Raw genomic sequence first — 26,922 nt, 5'->3', positions numbered from 1 at the left:
GAAATAGTCTGGGGGAACTGCGACCGGACTGGGGGCTCGGCGGAAAAGGAGCCCTGAACCTGGGGGCTCGGCGGGAGCGCTGGTCCAGAACGTGGGGACTCGGCGCGCGGGGTGGCCGCGAGGCGGGGCCGGGGTGTCAGCCGCGGACGCGGGTGAGGTCGGCGTCCTCGTAGCGGACCAGCTTCGAGCCGGTGACCAGCCTGTGGCCGAGCCACAGGGCCAGGAACAGCGGCAGCCCGATGTAGGCGGTCAGGGCGGCCATGAGGTCCATGTCGCCGATGAACGCCTGGTAGTTCTGCCCGAGGATCACCACGGCGCACAGCACGAGCGCCACCATGGGCCCGAGCGGGAAGAACCGTGCCCGGTAGGGGAGGTCCGCCAGGTCCTTGCCCTGGACGGTGTAGGCCTTGCGGAAGCGGTAGTGGCTCCACGCGATGCCCATCCACACGATGAACCCGGCCAGCCCGGAGGCGCTGACCAGCCACACGTAGGCGTCGCCGTCCCCGATGAGCGTGGTGAGGAAGGACGCCCCGCCCACCACGGTGGTGGCGATGAGCGCGTTCATGGGCACGCCGCGGCGGTTGACCTTCGCGAGGAACTTCGGGGCCTTGCCGCTGTCGGCCAGCGCCCAGAGCATGCGGGTGGAGGCGTAGAGCCCGGAGTTGCCGGCCGAGAGGATGGCGGTGAGGATCACCGCGTTCATCACCGAGGCCGCCGCCAGCACTCCCGCGTTCTGGAAGACCAGGGTGAACGGGGAGATGGAGATGTCCTCCACGCCGCTGCCCAGCAGCTGGGGGCTGGTGTAGGGGATGAGGAAGCCGATCACGGTGATCGCGCCCACGTAGAAGAGCAGGATGCGCACGAACACGGTGCGGATGGCCTTGGGCACGTTTTTCTCCGGGTTCTCCGCCTCACCGGCGGCCACACCGACGAGCTCGGTGCCCTGGAAGGAGAAGCCGGCCACCATGAAGATCGCCAGGATGCCGAGGCCGCCGCCCACGAAGGGCGCCTCCCCGGTGGTCCAGTTCTCGAAGCCGGGCGACTCCCCGCCCAGGATCCCGACGATCATCAGGATGCCGAGCCCCAGGAAGATCACCACGGTGACCACCTTGATGAGGGAGAACCAGAACTCGGTCTCGCCGTAGGCCCGGGCGCTGAGGGCGTTGAGGGCGAACAGGATCGCCAGGAAGGTCCCGGACCAGATCCACGAGGGCACGTCCGGGAACCAGTAGCGCATGATCAGCGCGGCGGCGACGAGTTCGGCGGCGACGGTGATCGCCCAGTTGTACCAGTAGTTCCAGCCGATGGCGAAGCCGAAGGAGGGGCTGACGAAGCGGGTGGAGTACTCCTCGAAGGCGCCCGAGACGGGCAGGTAGGTGGCCATCTCGCCCAGGGACTGCATGAGCAGGAAGACCATGAAGCCGATGACCACGTAGGCCAGCAGGGCCCCGCCGGGGCCGGCGGTGGCGATGGTGTTGCCCGAGGCCACGAACAGGCCGGTGCCGATGGCCCCGCCCATCGCGATCATGGTCAGGTGGCGGGGCTTGAGGCTGCGGCGCAGCCCCTCCTGGGCCGGCGGCTGCTCCTGGATCTCAGGGGCGCTCTGCTCGGCCTGCGAGCGTGCGGTGATGGTCACGCGGAATCTTCTCCTCTGCTGCGGTGGACAGACCACGGAAGGAGGAAGTGGGGGGCGCCGTCCCCCCGAACGGTCCTGGCCGATTATGGGGGAACGGTTGCGAACCCAATAATCGGGTGGCGGCCGGCGGCGGCGCTCCCGCCTAGGATGGACGGGTGAAAACACCGACGGGACCGGGCGAGACCGCGCCGCGCCGCGGATCCGGCCGGGCCGTCGATGTGGGCATTCTCACCGCCGTCTCGCTGCTCCTGCTCGCCGCGACGGTCGTGGGCCGGTGGGCGTGGACGCCGTCCCCGGCGCCCGGGGACCCGGTCTCCTGCGCCGCCTACGGCCTCGAGGGCGTGAGCGTCGCCCCGCGCGGGGTCGGCCACCCGCTCGATGCCGGCCCGGCGCTCTCCGGCGGGCCGCGCTGGGCGGAGGGGCCCTCGGACCGGCTCGACGTCGCCTTCGAGCACGACGGCACGACCAGCAGCTACCACGTCTTCGCCGACGGCATCGACTGGAGCGAGCCGGTGGGCGTGGTCTTCCGCCTGCACGGGGACGGGGCCTACGAGTACCACCACCCGGAGCACAAGGTGTCCTGCCTCGCGGAGGTCGCCCGCTCGCACAACGCGGTGCTCGTGGCGCCCCGCACCCCGGACCGGCAGGGCGAGCCCACCTGGTGGGAGGACCTCGACGGCAACGCCGACTGGTTCGTGGCCCTGGCCGAGCAGCGGATCTTCGCCGAGTACGACATCGACCGCTCCCGCACGTGGCTGCACGGCTACTCCGGGGGCGCCGAGTTCATCAGCTACGAGATGCTGGCCGACCGCGCGGACTTCCTGGCCGGCGGCGGCGCGTTGCTCTCCGGCGGCGGCGGGGCCCCGTCCGGCGGGGACTCGCGGCCCACGGACGAGCAGCTCGAGCAGCTGGTCCTGCACTGGGACGTGGGGCTCGACGACGACGGCACCGACCCCTGGGCCCCCTTCGACGCGCTCTCCGCCGCGACCGCCGGGCACGCCTGGTACGAGGACGCCGGCTGGGCCCGGACCAGCGTGCGCTACCGCGAGGGCGTGGACCACTTCGAGCTGCCGGAGGCCCGGGTGCTCGACGCCGCGCTGACCGCAGGAGAGACCTCCGGGGAGATCACCGCGGAGAGCGCCCTGGATTCCGGTCCGGAGCCCGCGGCGGAGCTCTCGTCCGGTCCCTCGGCAGCGCCCTTCCGGGAGCCCGCGACACGCCGACGTGACTGATCTCTCGTCGTCGTCCCTGGTCAGCGCCCGATCCGCGGAACGGCGCGGCACAGGAGGGAGGGCGCCGGCCGCGCAGCGGGCCGGGGCGCCCCTTCCAACTTGCAAACGCACATGACCGGTCGTACGGTGCAGTAGAGAAGCTGGCAGGGGAGCCGGCTCAGGGGGAAGGCCGATGCGGGGGCATCACGGCTGAACAATCACTCTCGGCACCGCGCTGATCCGCGCGCGTGCTCCCAGGGAGCCTTCCAACCGGTCCGTCCGGTCCCTGGGTCCGTTCTTCCTGCCGACACCGGCCGCTGTGCAGATCCGCAGCGGCAGCGAAGTCGATGGGGGAATCAATGACAGTGCGCCCAACCACGCGCAGCGGCTCGACCCGCCAGGGAGGCGGGCGGCACCTGCTCGAGGACCGGTATCCGGAGCAGGACCCGATGGGGGAGAGCGAGGTCCTCGACCGCGCGCTGCACACGCAGCCCATGCCGCAGGTCCCCGGACGTGCGATCTTCCCCGTGGCGTCCGCACCGGCCCCGCGCACGCTCGTGGACATCGTCATGGACACCGTCTCGCGCCACCCGGACGCGGTGGCCGTCGACGACGGGACCACGGTGCTCTCCTACGCCGAGTTCCTGGAGCGCGTCGAGGCCCAGGCCCAGCGCCTGTGGGACCTCGACATCGGCCGCGGGGACCGCGTGGGCATCCGCGTCCCCTCCGGGACCGTGGACCTCTACGTGGCCGTGCTCGGCACGATCTTCGCCGGCGCCGCCTACGTCCCGGTCGACTTCGACGACCCCGACGAGCGGGCGAACACCGTCTGGGAGGAGGCCTCGGTGTGCGCCGTCTACGGCGCGGGCCTGGCCCTGCAGCCGCGCGGCGGGGTCCGTGCGGGCGCCGACTGCCGCCAGCCCGGCACCGGCGACGACGCCTGGATCATCTTCACCTCCGGCTCCACCGGCAAGCCCAAGGGCGTGGCGATCAGCCACCGCTCGGCCGCCGCCCTCGTGGACGCCGAGGCGGAGCTGTACCTGCCCCGGCGCCCCCTGGGCCCGGGCGACCGCGTGATGGCGGGGCTCTCCGTGGCCTTCGACGCCTCGTGCGAGGAGATGTGGCTGGCCTGGCGCTCCGGCGCCGCCCTCGTCCCGGCACCCCGCGCCGTGGTGCGCTCGGGCACCGACCTGGGCCCGTGGCTCGTCGAGCGGGGCATCACCGCCGTCTCCACGGTGCCCACGCTCGCCTCGATGTGGCCGGCGGAGGCGCTGAGCCGCATCCGCCTGCTGATCTTCGGCGGCGAGGCCTGCCCCAACGAGCTCGCCGCCCGCCTGGTGCACCCCGGCCGCGAGGTCTGGAACACCTACGGGCCCACCGAGGCCACCGTCATCGCCACCGGTGCCGTGCTCACCGGCGAGCCGCCCGTGCGCATCGGCCTGCCGCTGCCCGGCTGGGAGCTGGCGATCGTCGACACCGCCGGCAACCCCGTGCGCTGGGGCGAGGAGGGCGAGCTGATCATCGGCGGCGTGGGACTGGGCCGCTACCTGGACCCCGCCAAGGACGCCGAGAAGTTCGCGCCCATGGACTCCCTGGGCTGGGAGCGGGCCTACCGCTCCGGCGACCTCGTGCGCGCCGACCCCGAGGGCATCGTCTTCGTGGGCCGCGCCGACGACCAGGTCAAGATCTCCGGCCGCCGCGTGGAGATGGGCGAGATCGACGAGCAGATGTCCCGGCTGCCCGGCGTGCAGGCCGGCGCCGCCGCCGTGCACACCACCCCGGCCGGAAACCAGGTCCTCGTGGGCTACCTCGTGGCCGAGGCCCCCGGTTCGGTGGACCTCGCCGACGCCCGCCGCCTGCTCGCCGACCGGCTGCCGGGCCAGATGGTGCCCGCGCTGACCCTGATGGACGAGCTGCCGCTGAAGACCTCCGGCAAGGTGGACCGCAAGGCCCTGCCCTGGCCGCTGCCCGCCGCCGGCGCCGCCGCGGAGAGCTCGGCGATCGACGCCGAGCTCGAGTGGCTCGCCGCCCTGTGGGCCGACCAGCTCGGCCCCCTGCCCATCGACGAGGACAGCGACTTCTTCGCCCTCGGCGGCACCTCCGTGGCGGTGGCCAAGCTCGTCTCCGAGATCCGCCGCACCTACCCGGACGCCGCGATCGCCGAGATCTACCGCCACCCCACGCTCGCCGGGATGCACGCCTACCTGGCCGCGCTGCCGCGCGTCGACGTCGTGGCCCAGGAGGCCGCGCGCGAGCGCCGGGTGGCGGACGTCCCGCGCTGGAACGGCCTCGTGCAGGTCCCCTTCCTGGTGGGCCTCTACGCCGTGTCGGGGCTGCGCTACGTGCTGGGCGCCGCGATCGTCGTCTGGCTGCTCTTCAACGTGCTCGGCGCGGGCTGGGTCCCGAACCCGCCGCTGCTGCCCCTGGTGGTCGGCTGGCTCGTGCTCTTCGCCCTGCCCGGCCGGCTGGTGCTCACCGCGCTGTTCATCCGGCTGCTCACCTTCCGGCTGCGCCCCGGCGCCCACGCCCGCGGCTCCTGGACCCACCTGCGGGTCTGGATGGCCGAGCGGATCCTGATCTTCAACAAGTTCGAGCCCCTCATGGGCACCCCCGTGATGGTGCTGTTCTTCCGGCTGCTCGGCAACCGGGTGGGCCGCCACGCCCACCTCGACACGATGCCCCCCGTCAGCGGCATGGCCCGCATCGGCGCCGGGGCGGCCGTCGAGCACGAGGTCGACCTCTCCGGCTACTGGCTCGAGGGCGACGTCCTCCACCTGGGCGGCGTGACCGTGGGCGAGAACGCCCGGATCGGCACCCGCACGCTGCTGAGCCCGGACGCCGTCGTCGAGAACGGCGCGGAGGTCGACCCCGGCTCCCACGTCACCGGCACCGTCCCCGCCGGCCGCCTGCAGAGCGGCTCCCCGCTCGAGGACCTCGGTCCCGCCGGGGAGTCCTGGCTCGAGTGGGCCCCCGGGCGCAGCAACCGGTTCCTGACCGGGCTGCTCTACGCCCTGGGCCTCGGCACCGTGGGCATCCTGCCCGTGCTGGCCGTGGTCCCCGGCGCACTGCTCGTCTTCACCCAGGTGCGCGGGCTGGAGCTCTACGAACAGGTCTTCCCCGTCATGGCCCTGTGGGTGCCGGTCTTCGCCGTGCTCACGGTCCTCGTCTACCTGGCCCTGCTCGTGCTGGTCGTGCGCGCGCTCGCGCTGCTGATCCGTCCCGGCCACCACCCGGCCGACGGCACCGTGGGCTGGGCCGTGTGGCTGACCGGCGTGCTGCTGCAGAAGAGCCTCGTCTCGACCTACCCGGTCTACGCGTCCATCGCCACCCCGTTCTTCCTGCGGCTGCTGGGCGCCCGGGTGGGCAGCCAGGTGGAGATCTCCACCGTGGAGACCCTGCCGCACCTCACCACCTTCGAGTCCGGCTCCTTCATGGCCGACCACTCCATGGTCAGCTCCGCCCGCGTCGGCTTCGGCTGGATCCACGTGGGCCCCTCGACCGTGGGGGAGCGCTCCTTCGTGGGCAACTCCGCGATCGTGGGCCCGGACCGGGACGTCCCCGAGGACTCCCTGGTCGCCGTGCTCTCCTCCGCCCCGGCCGAGGCCGAGCGCGGCACGTCCTGGCTGGGCCGGCTGCCCGAGCCGATCAGCCGGGTCAGCGACAGCGCGGACGAGGCCGTCACCTACCGGCCCCGCCGGCGCCTGGTGGTGGCCCGCACGCTCGTGGAGTCGCTGCGCGCCGTGCCGTTCATGGTGACCGCGTGGATCGACCTCGCGATCGTCTTCGTGCTCACCACCGTCTACATGCGGGCCGGGGGAGGCCTCGAGGGCATCGTCTCGGCGCTGCTGTGGGCCACGCCCGTGGTGCTCGCCGCCGGCGTGCTGGCCGCCCTGGTCCCCGTGCTGGTCAAGTGGGCCCTGATGGGCCGCTTCCGCGAGGGCGAGCGCCCGCTGTTCAGCTCCTTCGTGTGGCGCAACGAGCTCGCCGACACCTTCGCGGAGTCCCTGGCCGTGCCCGGTCTGATCCGCCTGGCCGTGGGCTCCCCGGTGTTCAACGCCTGGGCCCGGCTCATGGGCGCGAAGATCGAGCGCGGCGTGTGGTGCGAGACCTGGTGGCTGCCCGAGTTCGACCTCGTGCACCTGGGCCGGGGCGTGTCCGTCAACCGCGGCACCGTGCTCCAGACCCACCTGTTCCACGACCGCATCATGCGTCTGCAGCCCGTGTCGATGGAGGCGGGCTCCACCCTGGGGCCCAACAGCTTCGTGCTGCCCGGCAGCACCGTCGAGGCCGGCGCCACCGTGGGCCCGGGCTCCCTGGTCATGGCCCAGGAGACCGTGCCCGCCGGCAGCACCTGGGGCGGCAACCCGATCCGCCCGCTGCACGCCGAGGCGCTCGAGGCCGTGCCCGCCGGAGGGACCACCCGTGAGCGCTGAGCACGGGAGCGCCACCCGCGGCGGGGGCACCGCGGTGCTCAACGTGCCCGGCGCCTCCGGCCGGCGCACCCGGCGGCGGCTGATCGGCGTGGACGCCGCCCGGGGCTTCGCCCTGCTCGGGATGGTCGCCGTGCACACCATGCCCGTCGTGGACGCGGCCGGGGAGAACGCCTCCCTGAGCTGGTCGCTGTTCGCCGGGCACTCGGCGGCGCTCTTCGCGACGCTGGCCGGGGTGAGCCTCGCGTTCCTCTCCGGGGGCCGCACCCCGCACACGGGCCGGCGCCTGGCCGGGGACCGGGCGGGGCTGGTGGGCCGCGCCGCGGTGATCGCCCTCGTCGGGTTCCTCGTGGGCTTCGTGGCCCCGCCGGTGGACAACATCCTGATCTACTACGGGATGTTCTTCCTGCTGGCCAATCCGTTCCTGGGCCTGCGCATCCGCCACCTGCTGATCAGCGCGGCGGCATTCACCGTGCTGGCCCCGTTCCTGATGCAGTGGGCCGTGGACGTCCTGCCCGCGCACGTCTACGGCAACCCCACCCTGTGGAACCTGGTCACGGACCCGGTCACGGTGGTCTCCCAGCTGCTGCTGACCGGCACCTACCCGGCCCTGCCGTACATGGCCTACCTGTGCGCGGGCATCGCCCTGGGGCGGATGAACCTCACGAACCGGCGGGTGCAGCTGTGGCTCGTGGGCGCCGGGGCGGCGCTGGCCCTGCTCTCCTGGACGGTGTCCATGGCGGCGCTGCTGGCCCTCGGCGTCTACGACCGGATCTGGGCGGCCACCCCGTGGCTGACCGAGGCGCAGATCGACGAGATCCTCGTCTTCGGCCCGGACCCGTCCCTGCCGACCACCACCCTGTGGTGGCTCATGGTGCCGGCCCCGCACAGCAACACCCCGGTGGCGCTGCTGCTGAGCCTCGGCATGGCCGCGTTCGCGCTCGGGGCGTTCCTGCTCCTGGCACGGCTCATCGGCAAGGCCCTCACGCCGCTGGCGGCCGCCGGGTCCATGACGTTCACGCTCTACACCCTGCACCTGCTGTTCCTCTCCCTCGAGGTCTACGAGCTGCACCCGGCGTTCTGGTTCTGGATGCAGATCGCCGCGTTCGGCCTGCTCGCCGTCGCCTGGCAGCGAGCGGTGGGGCAGGGCCCGCTGGAGAAGCTGGTGGCCCGCACCTCGAAGCGCATCTCCCGCGCGGTCGCGGAGCGCTGACCCCGCCGCCCTGACCAGGCCCCAGGCCCTTGGCCAGCTAGGCCCCTGCCCGTGCCGTCGAGTCCCCAACCCGGTCGCATCTCCCCACTCCATTTCCTGGGGGAGTGCCACTGGGCTGGGGACTCGCCGCGTGAGGGGGCCGGTGACGGGGGACTCGGCGCACCAGGGTGGGGCAGGGGGCCGGTGACGGGGGCGTCGGCGCGGCAGAAGGGCCAGGGGGACCGGGACGGTCTCACACGGGCCGGGCGGGACTGTGAGCGGAAGTGCACCGGGGCGTTACCCCTGCCGTCGGACGCGGAAACACGGGGTTCGTAGCGTGGGAGCACCGCACGCCGCCGTCGCCGTGCTCCGCCCCGCTCGCCCAGGAGGTCCCCCGTGAGCTCAGAACTGCACCCCGACCCGGCCACCACGGCACCGAGCACGACGGCGCCCCCGCCGCTCGCCCTGCGCGAGCGCCCCGGCCGCTGGCTGGACGGCTACCGGCCCGAGGACCCCGCGTTCTGGGAGTCCACCGGCCGCCCGATCGCGCGCACCAACCTCACGTGGTCCGTCTTCGCGGAGTTCCTCGGCTTCGCCGTCTGGCAGCTGTGGGCCATCACCGTGATCTACCTGCCGGCGGCGGGCTTCGCCTTCAGCGACTCGCAGATCTTCTGGCTCATCTCCATCCCGTCCCTCGTGGGCGCCACGCTGCGCATCCCGTACACCTTCATGGTGGGCCGGTTCGGCGGGCGGAACTGGACCGTGGTCTCGGCCCTGCTGCTGCTCATCCCCACGGTGGGCCTGGCCCTGGCGGTCGGCAACCCGGGCACGCCCTTCGCGGTGATGCTGCTCCTGGCGGCCACGGCCGGCTTCGGCGGCGGCAACTTCGCCTCCTCGATGGCCAACATCACCTTCTTCTACCCCGTGCGGGAGAAGGGGTGGGCGCTGGGGCTCAACGCGGCCGGAGGCAACCTCGGCACCGCGGTGGCGCAGCTGCTCGTCCCGATCGCCGTCACGGTCCTCGCGGCCGGGGCGCTGGACCTCCCGCTGGCCGGGTGGATCTGGGTGCCGTTCATCCTGCTCGCCGCGTGGGGCGCCCGGAAGTACATGCACAACCTCTCGCACGCCAAGGGGGACGTGGCGGGATCCCTGGCCACGGTCCGGGAGCCGCACTTCTGGATCATGTCCTTCCTCTACGTGGGCACCTTCGGGTCCTTCATCGGCTTCTCCAGCGTCTTCCCGAAGCTCATCGCGGACACCTTCCCGGGGTTCTCGTCCTTCGGCGTGGGCGCGGCGTCGCTGTCCCTGGCGTTCCTGGGCCCCCTGGTCGGCTCGGTCTCCCGCCCCTACGGGGGCCGGCTGGCGGACCGCTTCGGCGGCGCCCCGATGACGGTCGCGGTGTTCGCGGTGATGGCGCTGCTCGCGCTCGCCGTGGTGCTGACGCTCCCGCTGGCCAACTTCTGGCTGTTCCTGGGCCTGTTCCTGCTGCTGTTCACCGCGGCGGGCATGGGCAACGGCTCCACCTACCGGATGATCCCCTCGATCTACCGGGTGCTGGGGCTGCGGCGGCGGCAGGACGCCGCGGTCTCCACCGAGCGCAAGGCCTCGGCCGCCCTCGGGCTGATCGGGGCGGTCGGCGCGTACGGCGGCTTCCTGATCCCGCAGGCGCTCAACCTCTCGAACAGCACCACCGGGGCCTACAGCGCGGCGTTCTACGGCTTCGTGGCCTTCTACGTGGTGGCCCTCGCCGTGACCTGGTGCTGCTACCTGCGCCCGGGCACCGAGATGGGCGACAGCCACATCTGAGCCCGCCCCGCCCCGCCCGGACCACACCAGGAGGACCCCCGCATGAGCACCACGGCGACCCACTGCCCCTACTGCGCCCTGCAGTGCGCCATGACCCTGGACACCGGTTCGGTGGCCGCCGCGGCGCAGGGCTACCCCGAGGTCGCCGCCCGGCAGTTCCCCACCAACCGGGGCGGGATGTGCCGGAAGGGCTGGACGTCGGCGGAGCTGCTCGCCGACCCGGCGCGGCTCACCGCGCCCCTGCTGCGCGGAGCGGACGGGGTGTTCCAGGAGGTGTCCTGGGAGACGGCCCTGGACCGGATGGCCGCGGAGCTCCGGACCGCGCAGGAGCGCTACGGCCGGGACGGGGTGGGGATCTTCGGCGGCGGCTCGCTGACCAACGAGAAGGCCTACCAGCTGGGGAAGTTCGCGCGGGTGGCGCTGCGGACCTCGCGGATCGACTACAACGGCCGGTTCTGCATGTCCTCCGCCGCGGCCGCCGCCAACCGCTCGCTCGGCCTGGACCGGGGTCTGCCGTTCCCGGTCACGGACCTCGCCGCGGCCCACACCGTCCTGCTGCTGGGCACGAACCCCGCCGAGACCATGCCCCCGTTCGTCCAGCACCTGGAGCACGCGCGCCGGCACGGGGGCCTCGTCGTCGTCGATCCCCGCCGCTCCGCCACGGCCCGGCTGACGGACGACGACGGCGGGCTGCACCTCCAGCCCACTCCCGGCTCGGACCTGGTGCTGCTGCTGGGCCTGGCCCACGTGGTGCTGCACGAGGGCCTCGCCGACACGGAGTACCTCGAGGAGCGCAGCACCGGGCTCGCGTCCTTCCTGCCGAGCGTCAGCGCGTGGTGGCCCGAGCGGGTCGAGCAGGTCACCGGCGTCCCGGCGGAGCGGATCCGCCGCGCCGCCCGGCTGCTGGCCCGGCAGCGTGCGGGCACCTACGTGCTCACCGGCCGCGGGGTGGAGCAGCACGTGGACGGCACGGACACCGCGACCGCAGCGATCAACCTCGCCCTGCTCCTGGGCCTGCCCGGGCGGGAGGGGTCCGGCTGGGGAACGCTGACCGGGCAGGGCAACGGGCAGGGCGGGCGGGAGCACGGCCAGAAGGCCGACCAGCTGCCCGGCTACCGCAGCATCGAGGACCCCTCCGCCCGCGCCCACGTGGCCGGGGTGTGGGGCGTGGACCCGGACGAGCTGCCCGGTGCGGGGATCCCGGCGGTGCGAATGCTGACCACCCTGGGCACCGAGGGCGGCGTCCGCTGCCTGTGGGTCAACGGCTCCAACGTGGTCGTCGGCGCCCCGGACACGCACGCCGTGGTCCGCGGGCTGCAGGCGCTGGACTTCCTGGTGGTCGGCGACCTCTTCCTCTCCGAGACCGCCGAGTACGCCGACCTCGTCCTGCCCGTGCCGCAGTGGGCCGAGGAGGAGGGCACCATGACGAACCTCGAGGGCCGGGTGCTGCGCCGCCGCCGCGCCGTGGACCCGCCGCCCGGGACCCGGGACGAGCTGTGGATCATGGCCGAGCTCGCCCGCCGGCTCGACGCCCCGGGCACGTTCAGCCCCGACCCGGAGGAGGTCTTCGCCGAGCTGCGCCGCGCCTCGGCCGGGGGCCGGGCCGACTACTCCGGGATCGACTGGGCCGCCCTGGACGCCGGCGCCGCGTGCCACTGGCCGCAGCCCGCCGGGGCGGCGGAGGGCACGCCGCGGGTCTTCCTCGACCGCTTCGGCCACCCGGACGGGCGCGCCGTGCTCGTCCCGGTCCGGCCGCGCGCCGCCGGCCGGTCCGTGGACCCGAGCCCGCCGGCCCACCGTCGGGAGCCGCTGCACCGGCCGGGGACCCTGACCCTGGTGACCGGCCGCTGGCTGGAGCACTACCAGTCCGGCAACCAGACCCGCCGCGTGCCCTCGCTGCACGAGGCCCGGCCCGGCGCCGGGCTGCAGATCCACCCCGCGACCGCCGCGTCCCTCGGGATCCCCGACGGCGCCGCCGTGGAGCTGACCAGCGCCCGCGGCCGGGCCGTGGCCCGCGCCGAACTGAGCACCGACATCCGCCCCGACACCGTGTTCCTGCCCTTCCACTACGCCGGGGAGCAGACCGCCAACCGGCTGGTGTCCTCCGCGGCCGTGGACCCGGTCTCGGCCATGCCCGAGTTCAAGGCGGGCTCCGTCACCGTCCGGGCCGTCACCGTCCGGGCCGTCACCGTCCCGGCCGTTGACGCCGAGGAGGCCGCCCGATGAGCCCGCGCCGCCCCACCCGCTCGGCGGGCACCCCCATGCGAGCCGGCGAGCACGTGGTCGTGATCGGCTTCGGCCCCGTGGCCGCCCGCTTCGTCGACGACGTCGCCGAGCTCGCCGCCGCGGGCACGATCCGGCTCACCGTGATCGGCGGGGAGGCCGACCCGGCCTACAACCGGGTGCTCGTGGGCGAGCACGCGATGGGCCGCGCCGAGCGCGCCACGATGGCCCTGACCGACCCCGAGCACCTGGCCCGCTCCGGGGTCGACGTCCTGCTCGGCACGGAGGTCACCCGCATCGACCGCTCCCGCCGCATCCTGCGGCTCACGGACGGGCCGACGGGGGAGACCCGGGAGCTCGGCTACGACCGGCTGGTCCTGGCCACTGGGGCCCGCCCCAACCTGCCCGTGCTGCGGGGACTCAACCCGGACCCCGGCGCCTACGCGCACCTGCCCGCCGGGGTCACGGCGCTGCGGGACCTGCGCGACGCCCGCGCGGTGCGCGCCGTCGTCGCCCGTCGGGGCCGCGTGGTGGTCCTCGGCGGCGGTGTGCTCGGACTCGAGGCCGCGCTGGCCGCGCGCGAGGCCGGCTGCCCGGTGACCGTGGTCCACCACGCCCCCTGGGTGCTGACCCGCTCCCTCGACGCAGCCGGCGGCGCGCTGCTGGGCCGCGCCCTCGCCGCCGCCGGCGTGGAGGTGGTCTCCGGGACCCAGGCGCGCGAGGTGGCCCTCGGCGGCGACCGGTCCTTCCGCGGGCTCGTGCTCCAGGACGGCCGGACCGTGCCGGGCGAGCTGCTGCTGCTGTCGATCGGCGTCACCGCGCGCACGGAGCTCGCCGCGGGCGCCGGACTGCGCACCGCCCGCGGGATCGTGGTGGACCACGAGCTCGAGGCCGACGTGGAGCGGCGCGTGTTCGCAATCGGCGACTGCGCCGAGGTGCTGTGCCAGGACCCCTCCTGCCGGGTCTGCCCGGGCCGGGACGGGATGGGCCCGTCCGGTCTGATCGGCCCCGGCTGGCGGCAGGCGGAGTGGCTGGCCGCCCGGTTCCGCGCCGAGCTCGAGGCCGTGGCCGACGGCGGGACGGCCGTGCTCGCCCCCCTGACCGAGGGCCCCGCCGGCGCCGTGCGGCTGAAGGCGCACCAGGTGGAGCTCGCCTGCGCCGGGGAGGTCGGGGGCCTGCCGTGGGATTCCCGCCCGGACGGCGGGTCCGTGGTGCAGTGGGCGGACGGCGACGCCGGGACCTACGCGAAGCTCGTGCTGCGCCCCGACCGCACGCTCGCGGGCTACGCGGTGCTCGGGCTGCCCCGCTCCGCGGCCGGCATCGGGCTGCTGCACGACCGCGGCGAGCCCGTGCCCGAGGACCCGAGCATGCTGCTGCGCCCCGACGGCCCGGACGCGGGGACGCCCCAGGAGACCCCGATGACGCCCGGGTCGACCGTCTGCCACTGCGCCGGCGTCACCCTGGGCCGGATCACCGAGGCCGTGGGGCAGGGCGCCACGACCCTCGAGGAGGTCCGCTGCGCCACCCGCGCCTCGACCGGCTGCGGGGGCTGCCGGGACACCGTGCGCCGGCTCGTCGAGGAGCACGCCGCCGCGGCGTGACGGCTCCCGGCACCGCCCTCGTGCGTGCCCCGGCACAACAGGGGACGCCGGCGCGGTGCCGTTCCGGTTGGCCGGGGTGCACGGGGGTGCGAAGATGGTCGCGCCCGCCGCCCGCCGTGACCGGGCCGGACCCGACGAACAGGACGACCAATCATGAGGGAGCGCCCCCGCGAGAAGCCGCCCGCGGCCCCTGCGACCCCCGCCGCGCCCGGTGCCCGGCACGGCACGCGGCGCCTGGTGGGCCTCGACGCCGCCCGCGGCCTGGCGCTCGTGGCCATCATGTGCGTGCACATCCTGCCCATGTCCTACGCCGCCACGGGCCGGCCCACGGTGACGTGGATCCTGTTCCCCGGCGACTCCCCGGCGCTGTTCGCCTTGCTGGCGGGCACGGGCCTGGCGCTGACCTCCGGCGGCCGGCGGCCGGTCCGGGGCCGTGAGCTGACGGCCGCCCGGGCCGGGGTCGCGGTGCGGGCCCTGCTGCTGCTGGTGCTCGCGCTGCTCATCGGCCGGCTGATGCCGCCGGAGCCGCCCGCCTACAACATCCTGATCTACTTCGCCGCGTACTTCCTGCTCGCCCTGCCCGTCCTGGGGCTCGGACCGCGGGCGCTGTTCCTCGGCGCGGCCGTCGCCCTGGTGGCGGGGCCGCTGCTGCTCCACCTCGCCGGGGACGCGCTGCCGGAGTTCTCCTCGTACAACCCGACCGCCGCCACCCTGGTCACCGAGCCGCTCGCGGTCCTCGGGCAGCTCCTCCTGACGGGGACCTACCCGGCGCTGCCCTACCTGGCCTACGTGCTGGCGGGGATGGCGATCGGCCGGCTCAACCTCCGCCGCCGGGACGTGCAGGTCCGGCTGGTCGTGGTGGGAGCGCTCCTCGCGGTGACCGCGAAGCTCGTCTCGCGGCAGCTGCTCTACGCCGGGGACGTCTACACGCGGCTGCTGTTCAGCGACCCGGACCTCACCGCGGCGCAGCTGGAGAGCCTGCTGACCTACGGCCCGGAGGGGAGGCTGCCGACCACCTCGCCGTGGTGGCTCGTGCTCACCACCCCGGACGTCAACACGCCGTTCTCCGTGGCCTGGAGCCTGGGCGTGAGCCTGGCCGTGGTCGGGAGCTGCCTGCTCCTCGCCCGCCGGCACAGCACCTGGCTGCTGCCCGTGGCGGCCATGGGCACGATGAGCCTGACCCTGTACACGGCGCACCTCGTGTTCCTGTCCTTCGAGGTGTTCTACACCGCCCCCGCGCTGTGGCTGGTGGCGAGTCTGCTGCTCTCCGTGCTGTTCGCCCTCGCCTGGCAGCGGGCCTTCGGGCGCGGCCCCCTGGAGCGGGGTATGGCCGCCGTCGTCCGGCCCGTGCGCCGGACCGTGGCCCGGACGCCGGCTCAGCGGTCCAGTCGGTAGCCCCGCTTGATCACGGTGGCGACCAGGGGAGCGGGCAGGACCCGCCGCAGCCGGGAGATCACCATCTCCAGAGCGTGCTCGGTCTCCAGGCCCGGCACCGCGGACAGCAGCGCCCCCCGGGACACGACCGCGCCGGGTTGCGCGGCCAGCGCCCGCAGCACCGCGACCTGGGCGTCGGAGAGCGGGACGAACTCGTCCGCCAGGGCCGCGCCGGTGCTCCTCAGCCGCAGCGTCCCGTGCCGGGTGGGCACCACCAGCGTGCGCTCCTCGGCCGCGTGGGTGCACACCGCCCGGACCAGGGCGCCCAGCCGGAAGCGCTCGGGCACCAGCGGCTGCACGCCGGCCTCCAGCAGCGGCCCGGCGCACACGGGGCCCACCGCGGCGGCCGTGACGTCCGTGCGCAGGGCGTCCACGAGGTCCTCGTAGCGGCCCAGCTCCTGGGCGGTGCTGAACAGCGAGTCCACGGCCGGGGCGGCGGTGAAGGTCAGCACGTCCAGGCGGCGCTCGCACACCTCGCGGATCAGGGCGGGCAGGCGCTCGCCGTCGTCGGCGGACAGCCACCGGTAGGGGGAGACCGTGTCCACCTGCGCGCCCGCGGCCACGAGGCGCTCCAGCTGGAGCTGGTCCGTGAGCCCGTGCAGCTGGACGGCCACGCGGGCCCCGTTCACGCCGTCGGCCAGGAGCCGGTCGACCACCGAGGAGGTCCGCTCGTCGGCGGAGACCTCCGCGTCCTCGAGCTCGAGGGAGAGCACCTGGCCCCGGGCCTTGGCCCCGCGGGCGAGGACCCGGGCGGCCCGGAAGGCGTCCCGCAGGTCCTCCCCGAGACCCGCGGCGTCGGCGGCCTCGAACCACCGGCGCAGACCGTAGGCCGTGGTGACCACGACGACCCCGGGCCGGTGGGCGAGCAGCGTGCGGGTGTCCTCGACCACCCGGGTGTCCTCGGCCACCGGCGAGATCATCAGGGCGGGGGCGTGCACCACCTGGGCGCCGCGGCGCTCCAGGGCGGCGATGAAGTCGGTGGCGCGGCGGTGGGCCGTCACGCCGACGCGGAACCCGGTCAGCTCGCCGAGCGCGCCGGGCGTGCCGGGGCCGACAGGGGCGGGGACGGAGGGGGCGGCGGTCATCTCCCGAGCGTAGGTCGGCCCTGTGACCGGGGTGTTACCCCGTGTTTCCGGTTCCGCACGGACTGCGCCGCCGGGACCCCTGGCGACACCCGCACCACCGCCGGCGTCCCGGGCGGGGCCGGGCCGCATCAGGCCCCGGCGGGCGCGGCGCCCTCGCGCACGGGGATGCGCGGGCCGGTCAGCAGCACGGGGCCGTCGCCGGTCTCGGCGGCGGCGCGCTCGGCGTCGGTCGCGGGCCGCCGCTGACCGCGCTCGAGCACGTAGTCCTGGGAGTCGTCCGGGGCGGCGTCGTTGACGAAGGAGCGGAAGCGGCGCAGCCGCTCGGGATCCCTCAGCGTCGCCGCCCACTCGTCCTCGTAGCGGTCCACGTGCCGGGCCATCGCGGCCTCGAGCTCCTCGCCGATGCCCAGGGAGTCCTCGACGACGACGGCGCGCGCGTGCTCGATCCCGCCGTCGAGCTCCTCCTGCCAGCGGGCCGTGCGCTGCATCCGGTCCGCGGTGCGGATGTAGTACATGAGGTACCGGTCGATGTACCGGACGAGGGTCTCGTCGTCCAGGCCCTGAGCCAGCAGCTGGGCGTGGGCCGGCGTGGCGCCGCCGTTGCCGCCGGTGTAGAGGTTCCAGCCGTCGGTCGTGGAGATGATGCCCACGTCCTTGCCGCGGGCCTCGGCGCACTCGCGGGCGCAGCCCGAGACGCCCATCTTGAACTTGTGCGGGGAGCGCAGCCCCCGGTAGCGCAGCTCCAGCCGCACGGCCATGCCCACGGAGTCCTGCACCCCGTAGCGGCACCACGAGGAGCCCACGCAGGACTTCACGTTGCGCAGGGCCTTGCCGTAGGCCTGCCCGGACTCGAAGCCCGCGTCCACGAGCTCCCGCCAGATCTCGGGCAGCTGCTCGAGGCGGGCCCCGAACATGTCCACCCGCAGGGCGCCGGTGATCTTGGTGTAGAGCCCGTACTTCCGGGCGACCTCGCCGAGCACGATGAGCTTCTCCGGGGTGATCTCCCCGGCCGGCACGCGCGGGACCACCGAGTAGGTGCCGTCCTTCTGCATGTTGGCCAGTGCCCGGTCGTTGGTGTCCTGCAGGGCGCCCCGGCCGGCGTCGAGCACGTACTCGTCCCGCTGGGAGGCGAGCACGGAGGCGACCACGGGCTTGCAGATGTCGCAGCCCAGGCCGGTGCCGAAGCGGGCGACGACCTCGTCCCACGAGGTGAGGTCGAGGGCGCGCACGGCCTCGAAGAGCTCGGCGCGGGAGAGCCCGAAGTGCTCGCACAGCGCCTTCGAGACCTCCACGCCGGCCTTGGCGAGCTCCAGGTCCAGGGTCCTCTTGAGCATCGGGAGGCAGGACCCGCACTGCGTGCCGGCCCGGGTGCACGTCTTGAGCTCCCCGACCTCGTGCACGCCGCAGGCGATCTGCTCCCGCACCGCCCCGGTGCTGACGTTGTTGCAGGAGCAGAGCACGGCGTCGTCGGGCAGGTCCCCGGCCGGGGCGTCCGCGCCGGAGGCGGAGAGATAGGCCCCGGGCTCGCCGGGCAGCTCCCGGCCCAGCAGCGGGCGCAGCGCGTTGTACGGCTCCGCGTCGCCCACGAACACCCCGCCCAGCAGGGTCCGCGCGTCCTGGGTCACCACGACCTTCTGGTACAGCCCGCGGGCGGGGTCGGCGTAGACGACCTCGAGGCAGTCCTCCGTCTCGCCGTAGGCGTCCCCGAAGGAGGCCACGTCCACGCCGGAGAGCTTGAGCTTGGTCGCGGTGTCGAAGCCGTCGAACGTGGAGCGCCCGCCGGCCAGCCGGTCCGCGACGATCTCCGCCATGGTGTTCGCGGGGGCCACGAGCCCCAGGCACTCCCCGTTCCAGGAGGCGACCTCGCCGATCGCCCACACGTGCTCCGCGGAGGTGCGGCAGGCCTCGTCGATGACCACGCCGCCGCGCGGGGCGGTCGCCACGCCCGCGTTGAAGGCCAGCCGGTCCCGGGCCCGGATGCCGGTGGCCACGATGACCAGGTCCGCCTCGAGGTCGTCCGAGTCCCGGAACTCGACGGCGCACACCTCGCCGTCGGACTTGCGCAGCCCCACGCCGGAGGGCCGCTCGCCCAGGTGCAGGCGCACGCCGCGGGCGGCGATGAGGGCGTTGAGGGAGCGGCCGGCGCCCTCGTCGAGCTGGGCGTTCATCAGCCACCGGCGGGAGTGCACCACCGTGGCCTCCGCGCCGAGCTCCTGCAGCCCGCCCGCGGCCTCCAGGCCCAGGAGGCCGCCGCCGATGACCACGCCGCGCGGAGTGCGCCCGTAGCGGGCGCGCAGCCGCTCGACCTCGGCGCGGATGCCCGCGACGTCGTCGAGCGTGCGGTAGACGAACGCGTGGTGGGCGCCGGGGACGTCCAGGCGGGCGGCGTCGGAGCCGGTGGCCAGGACGAGCTCGTCGTAGCCGGTCACGGTGCCGTCCGCGGCGGTGACCGTGCGGGCCGCGGGGTCGATCTCCCGGGCCTTCACCCCCTGGCGCAGCTCCACCCGCGGGTCCTGCCACACGGTGCCGCCGCCCAGGGTGAGGTCGACCGTCCCGGCGGGGCCGGTCAGCGCCTTCGAGAGCTGGACCCGGTCGTAGGGCACCCACGGCTCGTCGGCGAACACGGTCAGGCGCACGTGGTGGTCCTCCGCGGACAGCACCGCCTCCGCGAACCGGTGGGCGGCGGGGCCGCCGCCGACCACGACGACGTGCTGGGGGGACTGCGGCGAGAAGGGGGAGCGCGGCACGGGGACCTCCGGGGAGTGGCGGGCGGCTGGGGCGTTCACCCGACTCTAGGAAGCGGGGATTGCCCCGCCGTTGCCCCTCGGTTCCGGTCGCCTTTCACTTCCCTCACCGGTGCCCCGGTCCCGTGTGAGCGGGCCGTGACGGAGGCGAAACCGCCCCGGCGCGCGGGCGTCATCCGCCCCGCCTAGCGTCGAGCACGACGTTCCCCGAGCCACAGGAGGCCCTCGATGACGACCACCCTGACCACCATTCCGGCCGCCGTCCCGCCCGGCGCCGCGTCGGCGGACCCGGCGGCACCGGCCGCCGGCACGACCTGGCACGACGTGTGCGCGCTGGCGGACCTCGAGCCCCTGTGGGGCGAGGCCGCGCGGGTGGCGGGCCGCCAGGTGGCCCTGTACCGGGTGGACGCCACCACGGTGCTCGCGGCCGGGCACCGCGATCCCCGCACCGGGGCCTGCGTGATGGCGCGCGGCATCCTGGGCTCCCGCGGCGCAGCCGTCACGGTCGCCTCGCCGCTGCACAAGGAGGTGTACGACCTCGCCACCGGCCGGTGCCTCACCGGGGACGGTCCCGCCCTGCCGGTGCACCCGGTGGAGGTGCGGGACGGGCGGGTGCTGGTCGCGCTGCCGGCCTGACGGCACGTCGTCGGGGTTCTCCCAGGCACTCCTCCATAGGATGACCGGGTGACACGACAACTTTCTCGGCGCGGTCCCCGGTGGCCGTGGTCCTGGCTGCCGCACCAGCACCGCCACCGCGGCCAGACCTCCCGGCGCGCCCGGCGCCGGCTGCGGCTGCTCGGGGCGGGGTCCCTCGCGCTGGTGCTCCTGCTCGTCACCACCGTGGCCCTGCTGGTCGGCCGGGACGGCGGGACCCCCGAGCCCGGGACCCCGGAGGCCGGCACCCCGGAGACCGTCTCGTGCGCCCGCTACGGGCTCGAGGACGTCCGCGTGACCGCCCGGGGTCCCGGCGGGCCCACGGACGCGGCCGTCCTGGACGCCCGCGTGTTCGGCCCGGGGGAGCAGCGGCAGGACCGCTTCCGGCTCGAGCACGAGCACGGCGGGATCACCAGCTCCTACCACGTCCTCGCCGACGGGCTCGACTGGGACCGTCCGGTGGGCGTCGTGTACCACTTCCACGGGGACGGCGCCTTCGAGTACGAGAACCCCCAGTACACCGCCTCCTGCCTGGCCGAGGTCGCACGGGAGCACAACATGATGCTGGTGGTCCCGCGGACTCCCGACCGCGCGGGGGAGATCACCTGGTGGGAGGAACGGGACCTCAACGCGCGGTGGTTCCTCTCGCTCGTCGAGGAGCGCCTCGAGCCCGAGTACGACATCGACCGCTCCCGCACCTGGCTGACCGGCTACTCCGGCGGGGCGCAGTTCATCAGCCAGGAGCTGCTCGCGGACCACCTGGACCTCGTGCCGGGCGGCGGCGCGATCATGATGGGCGGCGGGCAGGCCCCCGACTCGCCCGCGGCGGAGCCCACCCGGGAGCAGCTCCAGGACCTGCGGCTGCGCTGGGACGTGGGCACGGAGGACGACGGCACCGACCCGCAGGCACGGTTCAACGCCCTGTCCGCGGCGTGGGACGGACACCGGTGGTACGAGGAGCAGGGCTTCGAGCGCGCCCGGATCCGCTACCGGGACGGCGTGGACCACTTCGGTCTGCCCTACGCCCGCATCCTCCAGCGCGCCCTGGACGCCGCCGAGGAGGACGCGCAGGAGGACGCGCAGGACGCGTCCTAGCCAGGCGTTCCCCGCCCGGACCCCAGGGTTCCCCGGCGGGGATGTCCGTTCGGCGTTTGCTCTTGTAAGATCCGATCGTGCAGCTGTGCGCCGTGCGCCCGTCGACCACGACGGGCCGGCAGGGGCCGGGCGCCGTGCCGGGGGGCGCGGACCGGACCGTTCCGGGCCCGGGTGCACGCGCCGATCGATCCCTGGGGGAACCGCATGTCCGCAGAACGCACGCCGCCGTCCGGGGCGGTCACCGCCACCGGCGTCCCGACCGGAGGCACAGGGGCCGACGGCGCCGGGGCCCCGCGGCCGGCCCGACGCCTCATCGGGGTGGACGCCGCCCGTGGCCTGGCCCTGTTCGGCATGGTCGCCGTGCACACGCTGCCCTCGTGGGACGAGCAGACGGGCGATGCCACCCTGTCCTGGACCCTGTTCGCCGGCCACTCCGCCGCGCTGTTCGCCACGCTGGCGGGGGTCAGCCTGGCCTTCGCCTCGGGCGGGCGCACTCCCCGGACGGGCCGGCGGATGACGGCCTCCCGATGGGCGCTGGCGGGGCGGGCGGGGACGATCGCGCTGGTCGGCTTCCTCCTCGGCTTCCTCGAGCTGCCGGTCAGCAACATCCTGATCTACTACGGGGTGCTCTTCCTGCTGGCCATTCCGTTCCTGCGCCTGCGCACGCGGTCCCTCCTGCTGTGCGCCGCGCTCTTCGCGCTCGTCGCCCCGTTTCTCATGCAGTGGTCCGTCGACGTGCTCCCCGGCCTGGAGTACGAGAACCCGAGCCTCCTGGACGTGGTCCTCGACCCGGGCACCGTGCTGTCCCAGCTGCTGCTGACGGGCGTCTACCCTGCGCTGCCGTGGATGGCGTTCCTGCTGGCCGGGCTCGCCGTGGGGCGCACGGACCTCACGAGCCGGCGGGTGCAGACGCTGCTCGCGACCATCGGGGCGGCCGTGGCCCTGCTCGTGTGGTCGGCCTCCGTCCTCGCGGTGCAGGTGCTCGGCGGCTACGAGGCGATCGCCGCCGGCACGCCCTGGATGGACGAGGCGCAGATCGACGAGGTGATGGTGTTCGGCGGGGATCCCACGCTGCCCACCGACACCCTGTGGTGGCTGCTCGTCTCCACCCCGCACACGAACACGCCCTTCTTCCTGCTGCTCAACGTGGGCGTGGCGCTGTCCGTCCTCGGCGTCTGCCTGCTCCTGGAGCGGGTGGCCGGCAGGATCCTCGCACCGCTCGCCGCGGCGGGCGCGATGACGTTCACGCTCTACACGGCCCACCTGCTCGTGCTCTGGCCCGAGTACTACGACCTCGCGCCCGCCGCCTGGACGGTGGGCCAGCTCGTGCTCTTCACGGCGTTCGCCCTGCTGTGGCGACGGGCCCGGGGCCAGGGGCCGCTCGAGGTCGTGGTCACCCGCTCCACCTGGGCGATCTCGCGCCGGGTGCTCGCCCGCGGCGCGGACGGGACGCAGCCGCCGGTGCTGTCGGGCACCGCGCCCGGGCCGGACCGGACCCGGGATCCCACGACCTAGGGATCGAGCCGCCGGGGCCGAGGACGCCGACGGCGCCGCGCCGCACGACCGGCGCGCGGTCAGATCCCCAGCGCGTCCTCGAGCTCGGCGCGGATCCGGCCGAGCCGCTCCTGGGCCTCGGTGCGGGCGGCGGACAGCCCGGCAGGACGGGCCACCGGGGCGACCACCTCGAGGTAGCACTTGAGCTTCGGCTCGGTCCCCGAGGGGCGCACGATCACCCGGGTGCCGTCCGCGGTGAGCAGGCGCAGGCCGTCGGTGGGCGGCAGCCCCGTGCCCCCGGCGGCGAGGTCGGCGACCTCGACGACGTCGGAGCCGCCCAGGGTCGCCGGCGGGGCGTCGCGCAGGGCGGCCGCCATGGCCGGGATGCGGTGCAGGTCCGCCACCCGGACGCTCAGCTGGTCGGTGGCGTACAGACCGTGGGCCAGGGCGAGCTCGTCCAGCACGTCCAGCAGGGTGCGGCCCTGCGCGCGCAGCTCGTCGGCGAGCACGGCGACCGCCACGGCAGCGCTGATCCCGTCCTTGTCCCTGACCACGTCCGGCGCCACGCAGTAGCCCAGCGCCTCCTCGTAGCCGTACGCCAGCCCCGGGACGCGGGCGATCCACTTGAAGCCGGTGAGCGTCTCCTGGTGCGCGATCCCCGCCGCGGCGGCGATCCGTCCGAGCAGGCGCGAGGAGACGATGGAGTTCGCGAACACGGCGCCCTCGCGGCCGGCGCAGCGGGCCGCCGCGGCCCGGCCGAGCAGCGCGCCGACCTCGTCCCCGCGCAGCATCCGCCAGTCCTGCCCCGTGCCGCCGGGCACCGGGACGGCCACGGCCACCCGGTCCGCGTCGGGGTCGTTGGCCAGGACCAGGTCCGCGCCCACGGCCCGCGCGGTGGCCAGGGCCAGGTCCAGGGCGCCGGGCTCCTCGGGATTGGGGAACGCGACGGTGGGGAAGTCCGGGTCCGGCTCGGCCTGCTCGGGGACCACGTGGACGTCGGCGAGTCCGGCCCGTCGCAGGGCCTCCGTCGTCGTGCGCCCGCCCACCCCGTGCAGCGGGGTGAGGATGATCCGCAGGGGTCGCTCGGCCCTCGCGGCCGTGAGCCCGGGGACCACGGCGGGAAGGACGGCCTCGAGGTAGTCCTGCTCGACGCCGGCGGACAGGACGGTCCACCCGTCCTGCGCCCGGGGGATGTCCTCGACCGGGCCGACGGCGGCGATCCGCCCGGCGATCAGCCGGTCGTGGGGGGCCACGATCTGGCAGCCGCGGGCCTCCGGCTCCACGGCCCGGCCGCCGAGGTAGACCTTGTAGCCGTTGTCCGCCGGCGGATTGTGGCTGGCCGTGACCATCACGCCCACCTCGGCCTCGTGGGCCCGCACGGCCCACGCGAGGACGGGGGTGGGCAGCGGCGCGGGCAGCAGCAGCGTCTCGATGCCGGCGGCCGTGAACACCGCGGCGGTGTCCCGGGCGAAGACCTCGGAGTTGCGCCGGGCGTCGTAGCCGACCACGGCGCGGGGGCGCCGGGCGGTGCCGTCCGCGGTGTCCGCCGGGCCGTCCGCCGGGACGGCCGTGGCCAGGACGTGGGCGGCCAGTCCGGCGGCGGCGCGCAGCACCACCACCCGGTTCATCCGCATCGGGCCCGCGCCCAGTGCGGCCCGCAGGCCGGCCGTGCCGAACTGGAGGGTGCCCGAGAAGCGGTCGGCCAGCTCCGCGCGCGCGGCCGCGTCGCCGGCGGCGGCCGCCTCGATGAGGGCCTCCAGCTCGGCGCGGGTGTCGGGGTCCGGGTCGGCGGCGGCCCACGCGCGGGCGGTGTCGAGGAGCTCCGGATCGGTGCGGGGGGCGGTGGTCATGGCGCGGTCTCCTGAGGTGTCCGGTAAGGGTGGCCGGTGCGGGTGTCCGGTGCGCCGGGGTGCCGGTCCGGGGAACCGTGCCGGCCCGGGCCGGTCAGAGCTGGGCGACGATGCGGGCGAGCAGCTCCGAGATCCGGGCGCCCGCGGCCCGTCCGGCCTCGAGGACCTCCTCGTGGGAGAGCGGGGACGCGGAGATGCCGGCGGCCTGGTTGGTCACGAGCGAGATCCCGAAGACCTCCATCCCGGCGTGCCGGGCGGCGATGGCCTCGAGGGCGGTGGACATCCCCACGAGGTCGGCGCCGAGCACCCCAGCCATCCGCACCTCGGCGGGCGTCTCGTAGTGCGGGCCGGGGAACTGCGCGTAGACGCCCTCGTCGAGGGTGGGGTCCACCCCGCGGGCCAGCTCCCGCAGCCGCGGGGAGTACAGGTCGGTGAGGTCCACGAACGTGGCGCCCTCGAGCGGGGACCGGCCCGTGAGATTGAGGTGGTCGCTGATGAGCACCGGGGTGCCGGGGCCCCAGGAGGGGTTCAGCCCGCCGCAGCCGTTGGTCAGGATCATGGTGCGCGCCCCGGCGGCGGCCGCGGCGCGCACGCCGTGGACCACGGGGCGCACGCCCCGGCCCTCGTAGTAGTGGGTGCGGGCGCCGATCACCAGCGCGTGCCGGCCGTCGGCGGTGCGCACGGAGCGCAGCGTGCCCACGTGGCCCTCGAGGGCGGGCGGGCTGAACCCGGGGATCTGCGCGGCCGGGATCTCGGCGACGGTCTCGCCGATCAGCTCGGCGGCCTGGCCCCAGCCGGAGCCGAGGGTCAGGGCGATCTCGTGCGTGTCGACCCCGGTGGCCCGGCGGAGGGCGTCCGCGGCCTCCTGGGCGAGCTCGAAGGGGTCGGCTCGATCGGCGCTGTGCTCTGTGTCCACCCGCCCAAGCTACCGCATGGTCCCGGGCGGCCCGGTGCGGCCGGGCCGGTTCCGCCCGCGTTGCGGCACCTGCAAGAATGGCCGGGTGACTGCACACAGCGAATTCTCCATCCAGAAGCTCGTCATCATCGGCGGCGGTCCCGGCGGCTACGAGGCCGCCCTGGTCGCCGCCAGTCTCGGCGCGGACGTGACCATCGTCGAGCAGCAGGGTCTCGGAGGCTCCGCCGTGCTGACGGACGTGGTCCCCTCCAAGACGCTCATCGCCTCCGCCGACGCGATGACCCGTTTCGCCGAGGCCGCGGACCTCGGGGTGCACGTGCGCGGCGGCAGCAAGGACGGCAACGAGATCAACGACCTCGCCGTGGACCTGGAGAAGGTCAACACCCGCCTGCTGCGCCTCGCGGCGTCCCAGTCCCGGGACATCAAGCGCGGTCTCGAGCGGGTGGGGGTGCGCGTGATCGCGGGCACCGGCCGGCTGCTCAGCCCCACCAGCGTCCAGGTGAGCACCGAGGACGGGCTGGAGTACACCCTCGACGCGCAGGCCGTGCTGCTCGCCGTCGGGTCCCTGCCGCGCGAGCTGCCGTCGGCGAAGCCGGACGGGGAGCGGATCTTCAACTGGAAGCAGGTCTACCACCTCACCGAGGTGCCCGAGCACATGATCGTGGTGGGCTCCGGGGTCACCGGCGCGGAGTTCGCCTCGGCCTACCGGGGCCTCGGGTCCGAGGTCACCCTCGTCTCCTCGCGGGACCAGGTGCTGCCCGGCGAGGACCAGGACGCGGCGGCCGTCCTCGAGAACGTGTTCGAGCGCCGCGGCATGAACGTGCTCAACCGCACCCGCGCGGACTCCGTGGAGCGGACCGAGAACGGCGTGGTGGCCACGCTCTCGGACGGGCGCAAGATCGCGGGCTCGCACTGCCTGATCGCCGTCGGCGCGATCCCGGCCACCGAGGACCTCGGGCTCGAGGAGGTCGGGGTGGCCCGGGCCGAGTCCGGGCACATCAAGGTCGACGGCGTCTCCCGCACCACCGTGCCGGGCGTCTACGCGGTGGGCGACTGCACGGGCGTGCTGCCGCTGGCCTCCGTGGCGGCCATGCAGGGCCGGATCGCCGTGGCGCACCTGATGGGCGACGCCGTCAAGCCGCTGCGCACCCATCTGGTGGCCTCCAACATCTTCACCTCGCCCGAGATCGCCTCCGTGGGCGTGAGCGAGAAGGCCATCGAGGACGGCACCTACCAGGCGGACACGATCATGCTGAAGCTCTCCACGAACCCGCGCGCCAAGATGATGGCGGTCGAGGACGGCTTCGTGAAGATCTTCTCCCGCAAGGGCTCCGGCACGGTGATCGGCGGCGTGGTGGTGGGCCCCCGCGCCTCCGAGCTGATCTTCCCGATCTCCCTGGCCGTCACGCACAAGCTGCACGTCGACGACCTCGCCGACACCTTCACGATCTACCCGTCCCTGACGGGCTCGATCTCGGAGGCGGCCCGGCGCCTGCACGTGCACGTCTGATCCGCCCGGACACGCGCGACGGCCGCATCCCCTCGGGGATG

Annotated in this window: 16 protein-coding genes; 11 read left to right on the top strand and 5 right to left on the bottom strand. The window is 74.7% G+C overall.

The features are described 5' to 3' along the window. Nucleotides 1-136: 136 nt before the first annotated feature. Nucleotides 137-1,591 carry an amino acid permease gene (locus ACFU0Y_RS06840; RefSeq protein WP_380213707.1) on the bottom strand — a complete coding sequence of 485 codons (1,455 nt, stop codon included), beginning with the start codon at nt 1,589-1,591 and terminating at the stop codon, nt 137-139. 200 nt (nt 1,592-1,791) lie between these two features. Between ACFU0Y_RS06840 and ACFU0Y_RS06835 the strand changes: the two genes are divergently transcribed. The 7 genes from ACFU0Y_RS06835 (at nt 1,792) to ACFU0Y_RS06805 (ending at nt 15,494) form a co-directional block, all read left to right on the top strand. Then, a complete protein-coding gene (locus ACFU0Y_RS06835; protein WP_380213704.1) occupies nt 1,792-2,868 on the top strand; it encodes a hypothetical protein in 1,077 nt (358 codons plus the stop codon). Nucleotides 2,869-3,296: 428 nt separating this feature from the next. After that, the gene (locus ACFU0Y_RS06830; RefSeq protein ID WP_380213706.1) at nt 3,297-7,280 is read left to right on the top strand and encodes a Pls/PosA family non-ribosomal peptide synthetase; all 3,984 of its coding nucleotides are present in this window, start codon (nt 3,297-3,299) and stop codon (nt 7,278-7,280) included. Continuing rightward, nucleotides 7,270-8,490 carry a heparan-alpha-glucosaminide N-acetyltransferase domain-containing protein gene (locus ACFU0Y_RS06825; RefSeq protein WP_380213703.1) on the top strand — a complete coding sequence of 407 codons (1,221 nt, stop codon included), beginning with the start codon at nt 7,270-7,272 and terminating at the stop codon, nt 8,488-8,490. The genes ACFU0Y_RS06830 and ACFU0Y_RS06825 overlap by 11 nt, the downstream gene beginning before the upstream one ends. Nucleotides 8,491-8,865: 375 nt before the next feature. Continuing rightward, the gene (locus ACFU0Y_RS06820; protein ID WP_380213702.1) at nt 8,866-10,275 is read left to right on the top strand and encodes an MFS transporter; all 1,410 of its coding nucleotides are present in this window, start codon (nt 8,866-8,868) and stop codon (nt 10,273-10,275) included. A gap of 42 nt (nt 10,276-10,317) precedes the next feature. After that, nucleotides 10,318-12,501 (top strand): molybdopterin oxidoreductase family protein, encoded by a 2,184-nt coding sequence (locus ACFU0Y_RS06815; RefSeq protein WP_380213701.1) that lies wholly within the window; start codon nt 10,318-10,320, stop codon nt 12,499-12,501. Next, a complete protein-coding gene (locus tag ACFU0Y_RS06810; RefSeq protein ID WP_380213700.1) occupies nt 12,498-14,099 on the top strand; it encodes an FAD-dependent oxidoreductase in 1,602 nt (533 codons plus the stop codon). The genes ACFU0Y_RS06815 and ACFU0Y_RS06810 overlap by 4 nt, the downstream gene beginning before the upstream one ends. A gap of 153 nt (nt 14,100-14,252) precedes the next feature. Next, nucleotides 14,253-15,494 (top strand): heparan-alpha-glucosaminide N-acetyltransferase domain-containing protein, encoded by a 1,242-nt coding sequence (locus ACFU0Y_RS06805; RefSeq protein ID WP_380213699.1) that lies wholly within the window; start codon nt 14,253-14,255, stop codon nt 15,492-15,494. Here ACFU0Y_RS06805 and ACFU0Y_RS06800 read toward each other — a convergent pair. Both ACFU0Y_RS06800 and nirB read right to left on the bottom strand, forming a co-directional pair. Next, the gene (locus ACFU0Y_RS06800; protein ID WP_380213698.1) at nt 15,476-16,618 is read right to left on the bottom strand and encodes a uroporphyrinogen-III synthase; all 1,143 of its coding nucleotides are present in this window, start codon (nt 16,616-16,618) and stop codon (nt 15,476-15,478) included. The two genes, ACFU0Y_RS06805 and ACFU0Y_RS06800, sit on opposite strands and share 19 nt — an antisense overlap. Nucleotides 16,619-16,746: 128 nt before the next feature. Next, on the bottom strand, nt 16,747-19,365 hold the full coding sequence (gene nirB, locus ACFU0Y_RS06795; protein ID WP_380213705.1) for a nitrite reductase large subunit NirB: 2,619 nt from the start codon (nt 19,363-19,365) through the stop codon (nt 16,747-16,749). 225 nt (nt 19,366-19,590) lie between these two features. On the opposite strand from nirB, the gene nirD reads away from it, so the two are divergent. From nirD to ACFU0Y_RS06780, 3 genes are all read left to right on the top strand, one after another. Then, entirely contained in the window at nt 19,591-19,998 is a 408-nt protein-coding gene (nirD, locus tag ACFU0Y_RS06790; RefSeq protein WP_380213697.1) for a nitrite reductase small subunit NirD, read from the top strand. A gap of 48 nt (nt 19,999-20,046) precedes the next feature. Then, nucleotides 20,047-21,111, top strand: a complete 1,065-nt coding sequence (locus ACFU0Y_RS06785; protein WP_380213696.1) for a hypothetical protein — start codon at nt 20,047-20,049, stop codon at nt 21,109-21,111. 204 nt (nt 21,112-21,315) lie between these two features. Further along, complete coding sequence (locus tag ACFU0Y_RS06780; protein WP_380213695.1) at nt 21,316-22,626, top strand: heparan-alpha-glucosaminide N-acetyltransferase domain-containing protein; 1,311 nt, start codon at nt 21,316-21,318, stop codon at nt 22,624-22,626. A gap of 59 nt (nt 22,627-22,685) precedes the next feature. Here the strand turns inward: ACFU0Y_RS06780 and ACFU0Y_RS06775 are convergent, their stop codons facing one another. Together ACFU0Y_RS06775 and ACFU0Y_RS06770 are read right to left on the bottom strand one after the other, a co-directional pair. Next, on the bottom strand, nt 22,686-24,455 hold the full coding sequence (locus ACFU0Y_RS06775; RefSeq protein WP_380213694.1) for a phospho-sugar mutase: 1,770 nt from the start codon (nt 24,453-24,455) through the stop codon (nt 22,686-22,688). A 94-nt stretch (nt 24,456-24,549) separates the two neighbouring features. Beyond that, nucleotides 24,550-25,371 (bottom strand): purine-nucleoside phosphorylase, encoded by an 822-nt coding sequence (locus ACFU0Y_RS06770; RefSeq protein ID WP_380213693.1) that lies wholly within the window; start codon nt 25,369-25,371, stop codon nt 24,550-24,552. Nucleotides 25,372-25,456: 85 nt separating this feature from the next. On the opposite strand from ACFU0Y_RS06770, the gene ACFU0Y_RS06765 reads away from it, so the two are divergent. Then, nucleotides 25,457-26,881, top strand: coding sequence for an NAD(P)H-quinone dehydrogenase (locus ACFU0Y_RS06765; RefSeq protein ID WP_380213692.1), 1,425 nt, complete (start codon nt 25,457-25,459; stop codon nt 26,879-26,881). Nucleotides 26,882-26,922 lie beyond the last annotated feature (41 nt).

The sequence above is a fragment of the Kocuria sp. NPDC057446 genome, assembly GCF_042802875.1.
Classification (GTDB): Bacteria; Actinomycetota; Actinomycetes; order Actinomycetales; family Micrococcaceae; genus Kocuria.
The sequence above is the reverse complement of the archived record's forward strand: the minus strand, read 5'-3'. Positions and strand labels throughout refer to the sequence as shown.

Coding starts and splice junctions, on each gene's coding strand:
- ACFU0Y_RS06830 (WP_380213706.1), top strand. CDS start 3,297: ATGGGGGAGAGCGAGGTCCTCGACCGCGCGCTGCACACGCAGCCCATG.
- ACFU0Y_RS06815 (WP_380213701.1), top strand. CDS start 10,318: ATGAGCACCACGGCGACCCACTGCCCCTACTGCGCCCTGCAGTGCGCC.
- ACFU0Y_RS06810 (WP_380213700.1), top strand. CDS start 12,498: ATGAGCCCGCGCCGCCCCACCCGCTCGGCGGGCACCCCCATGCGAGCC.
- ACFU0Y_RS06805 (WP_380213699.1), top strand. CDS start 14,253: ATGAGGGAGCGCCCCCGCGAGAAGCCGCCCGCGGCCCCTGCGACCCCC.
- ACFU0Y_RS06800 (WP_380213698.1), bottom strand. CDS start 16,618: ATGACCGCCGCCCCCTCCGTCCCCGCCCCTGTCGGCCCCGGCACGCCC.
- nirD (WP_380213697.1), top strand. CDS start 19,591: ATGACGACCACCCTGACCACCATTCCGGCCGCCGTCCCGCCCGGCGCC.
- ACFU0Y_RS06780 (WP_380213695.1), top strand. CDS start 21,316: ATGTCCGCAGAACGCACGCCGCCGTCCGGGGCGGTCACCGCCACCGGC.
- ACFU0Y_RS06775 (WP_380213694.1), bottom strand. CDS start 24,455: ATGACCACCGCCCCCCGCACCGATCCGGAGCTCCTCGACACCGCCCGC.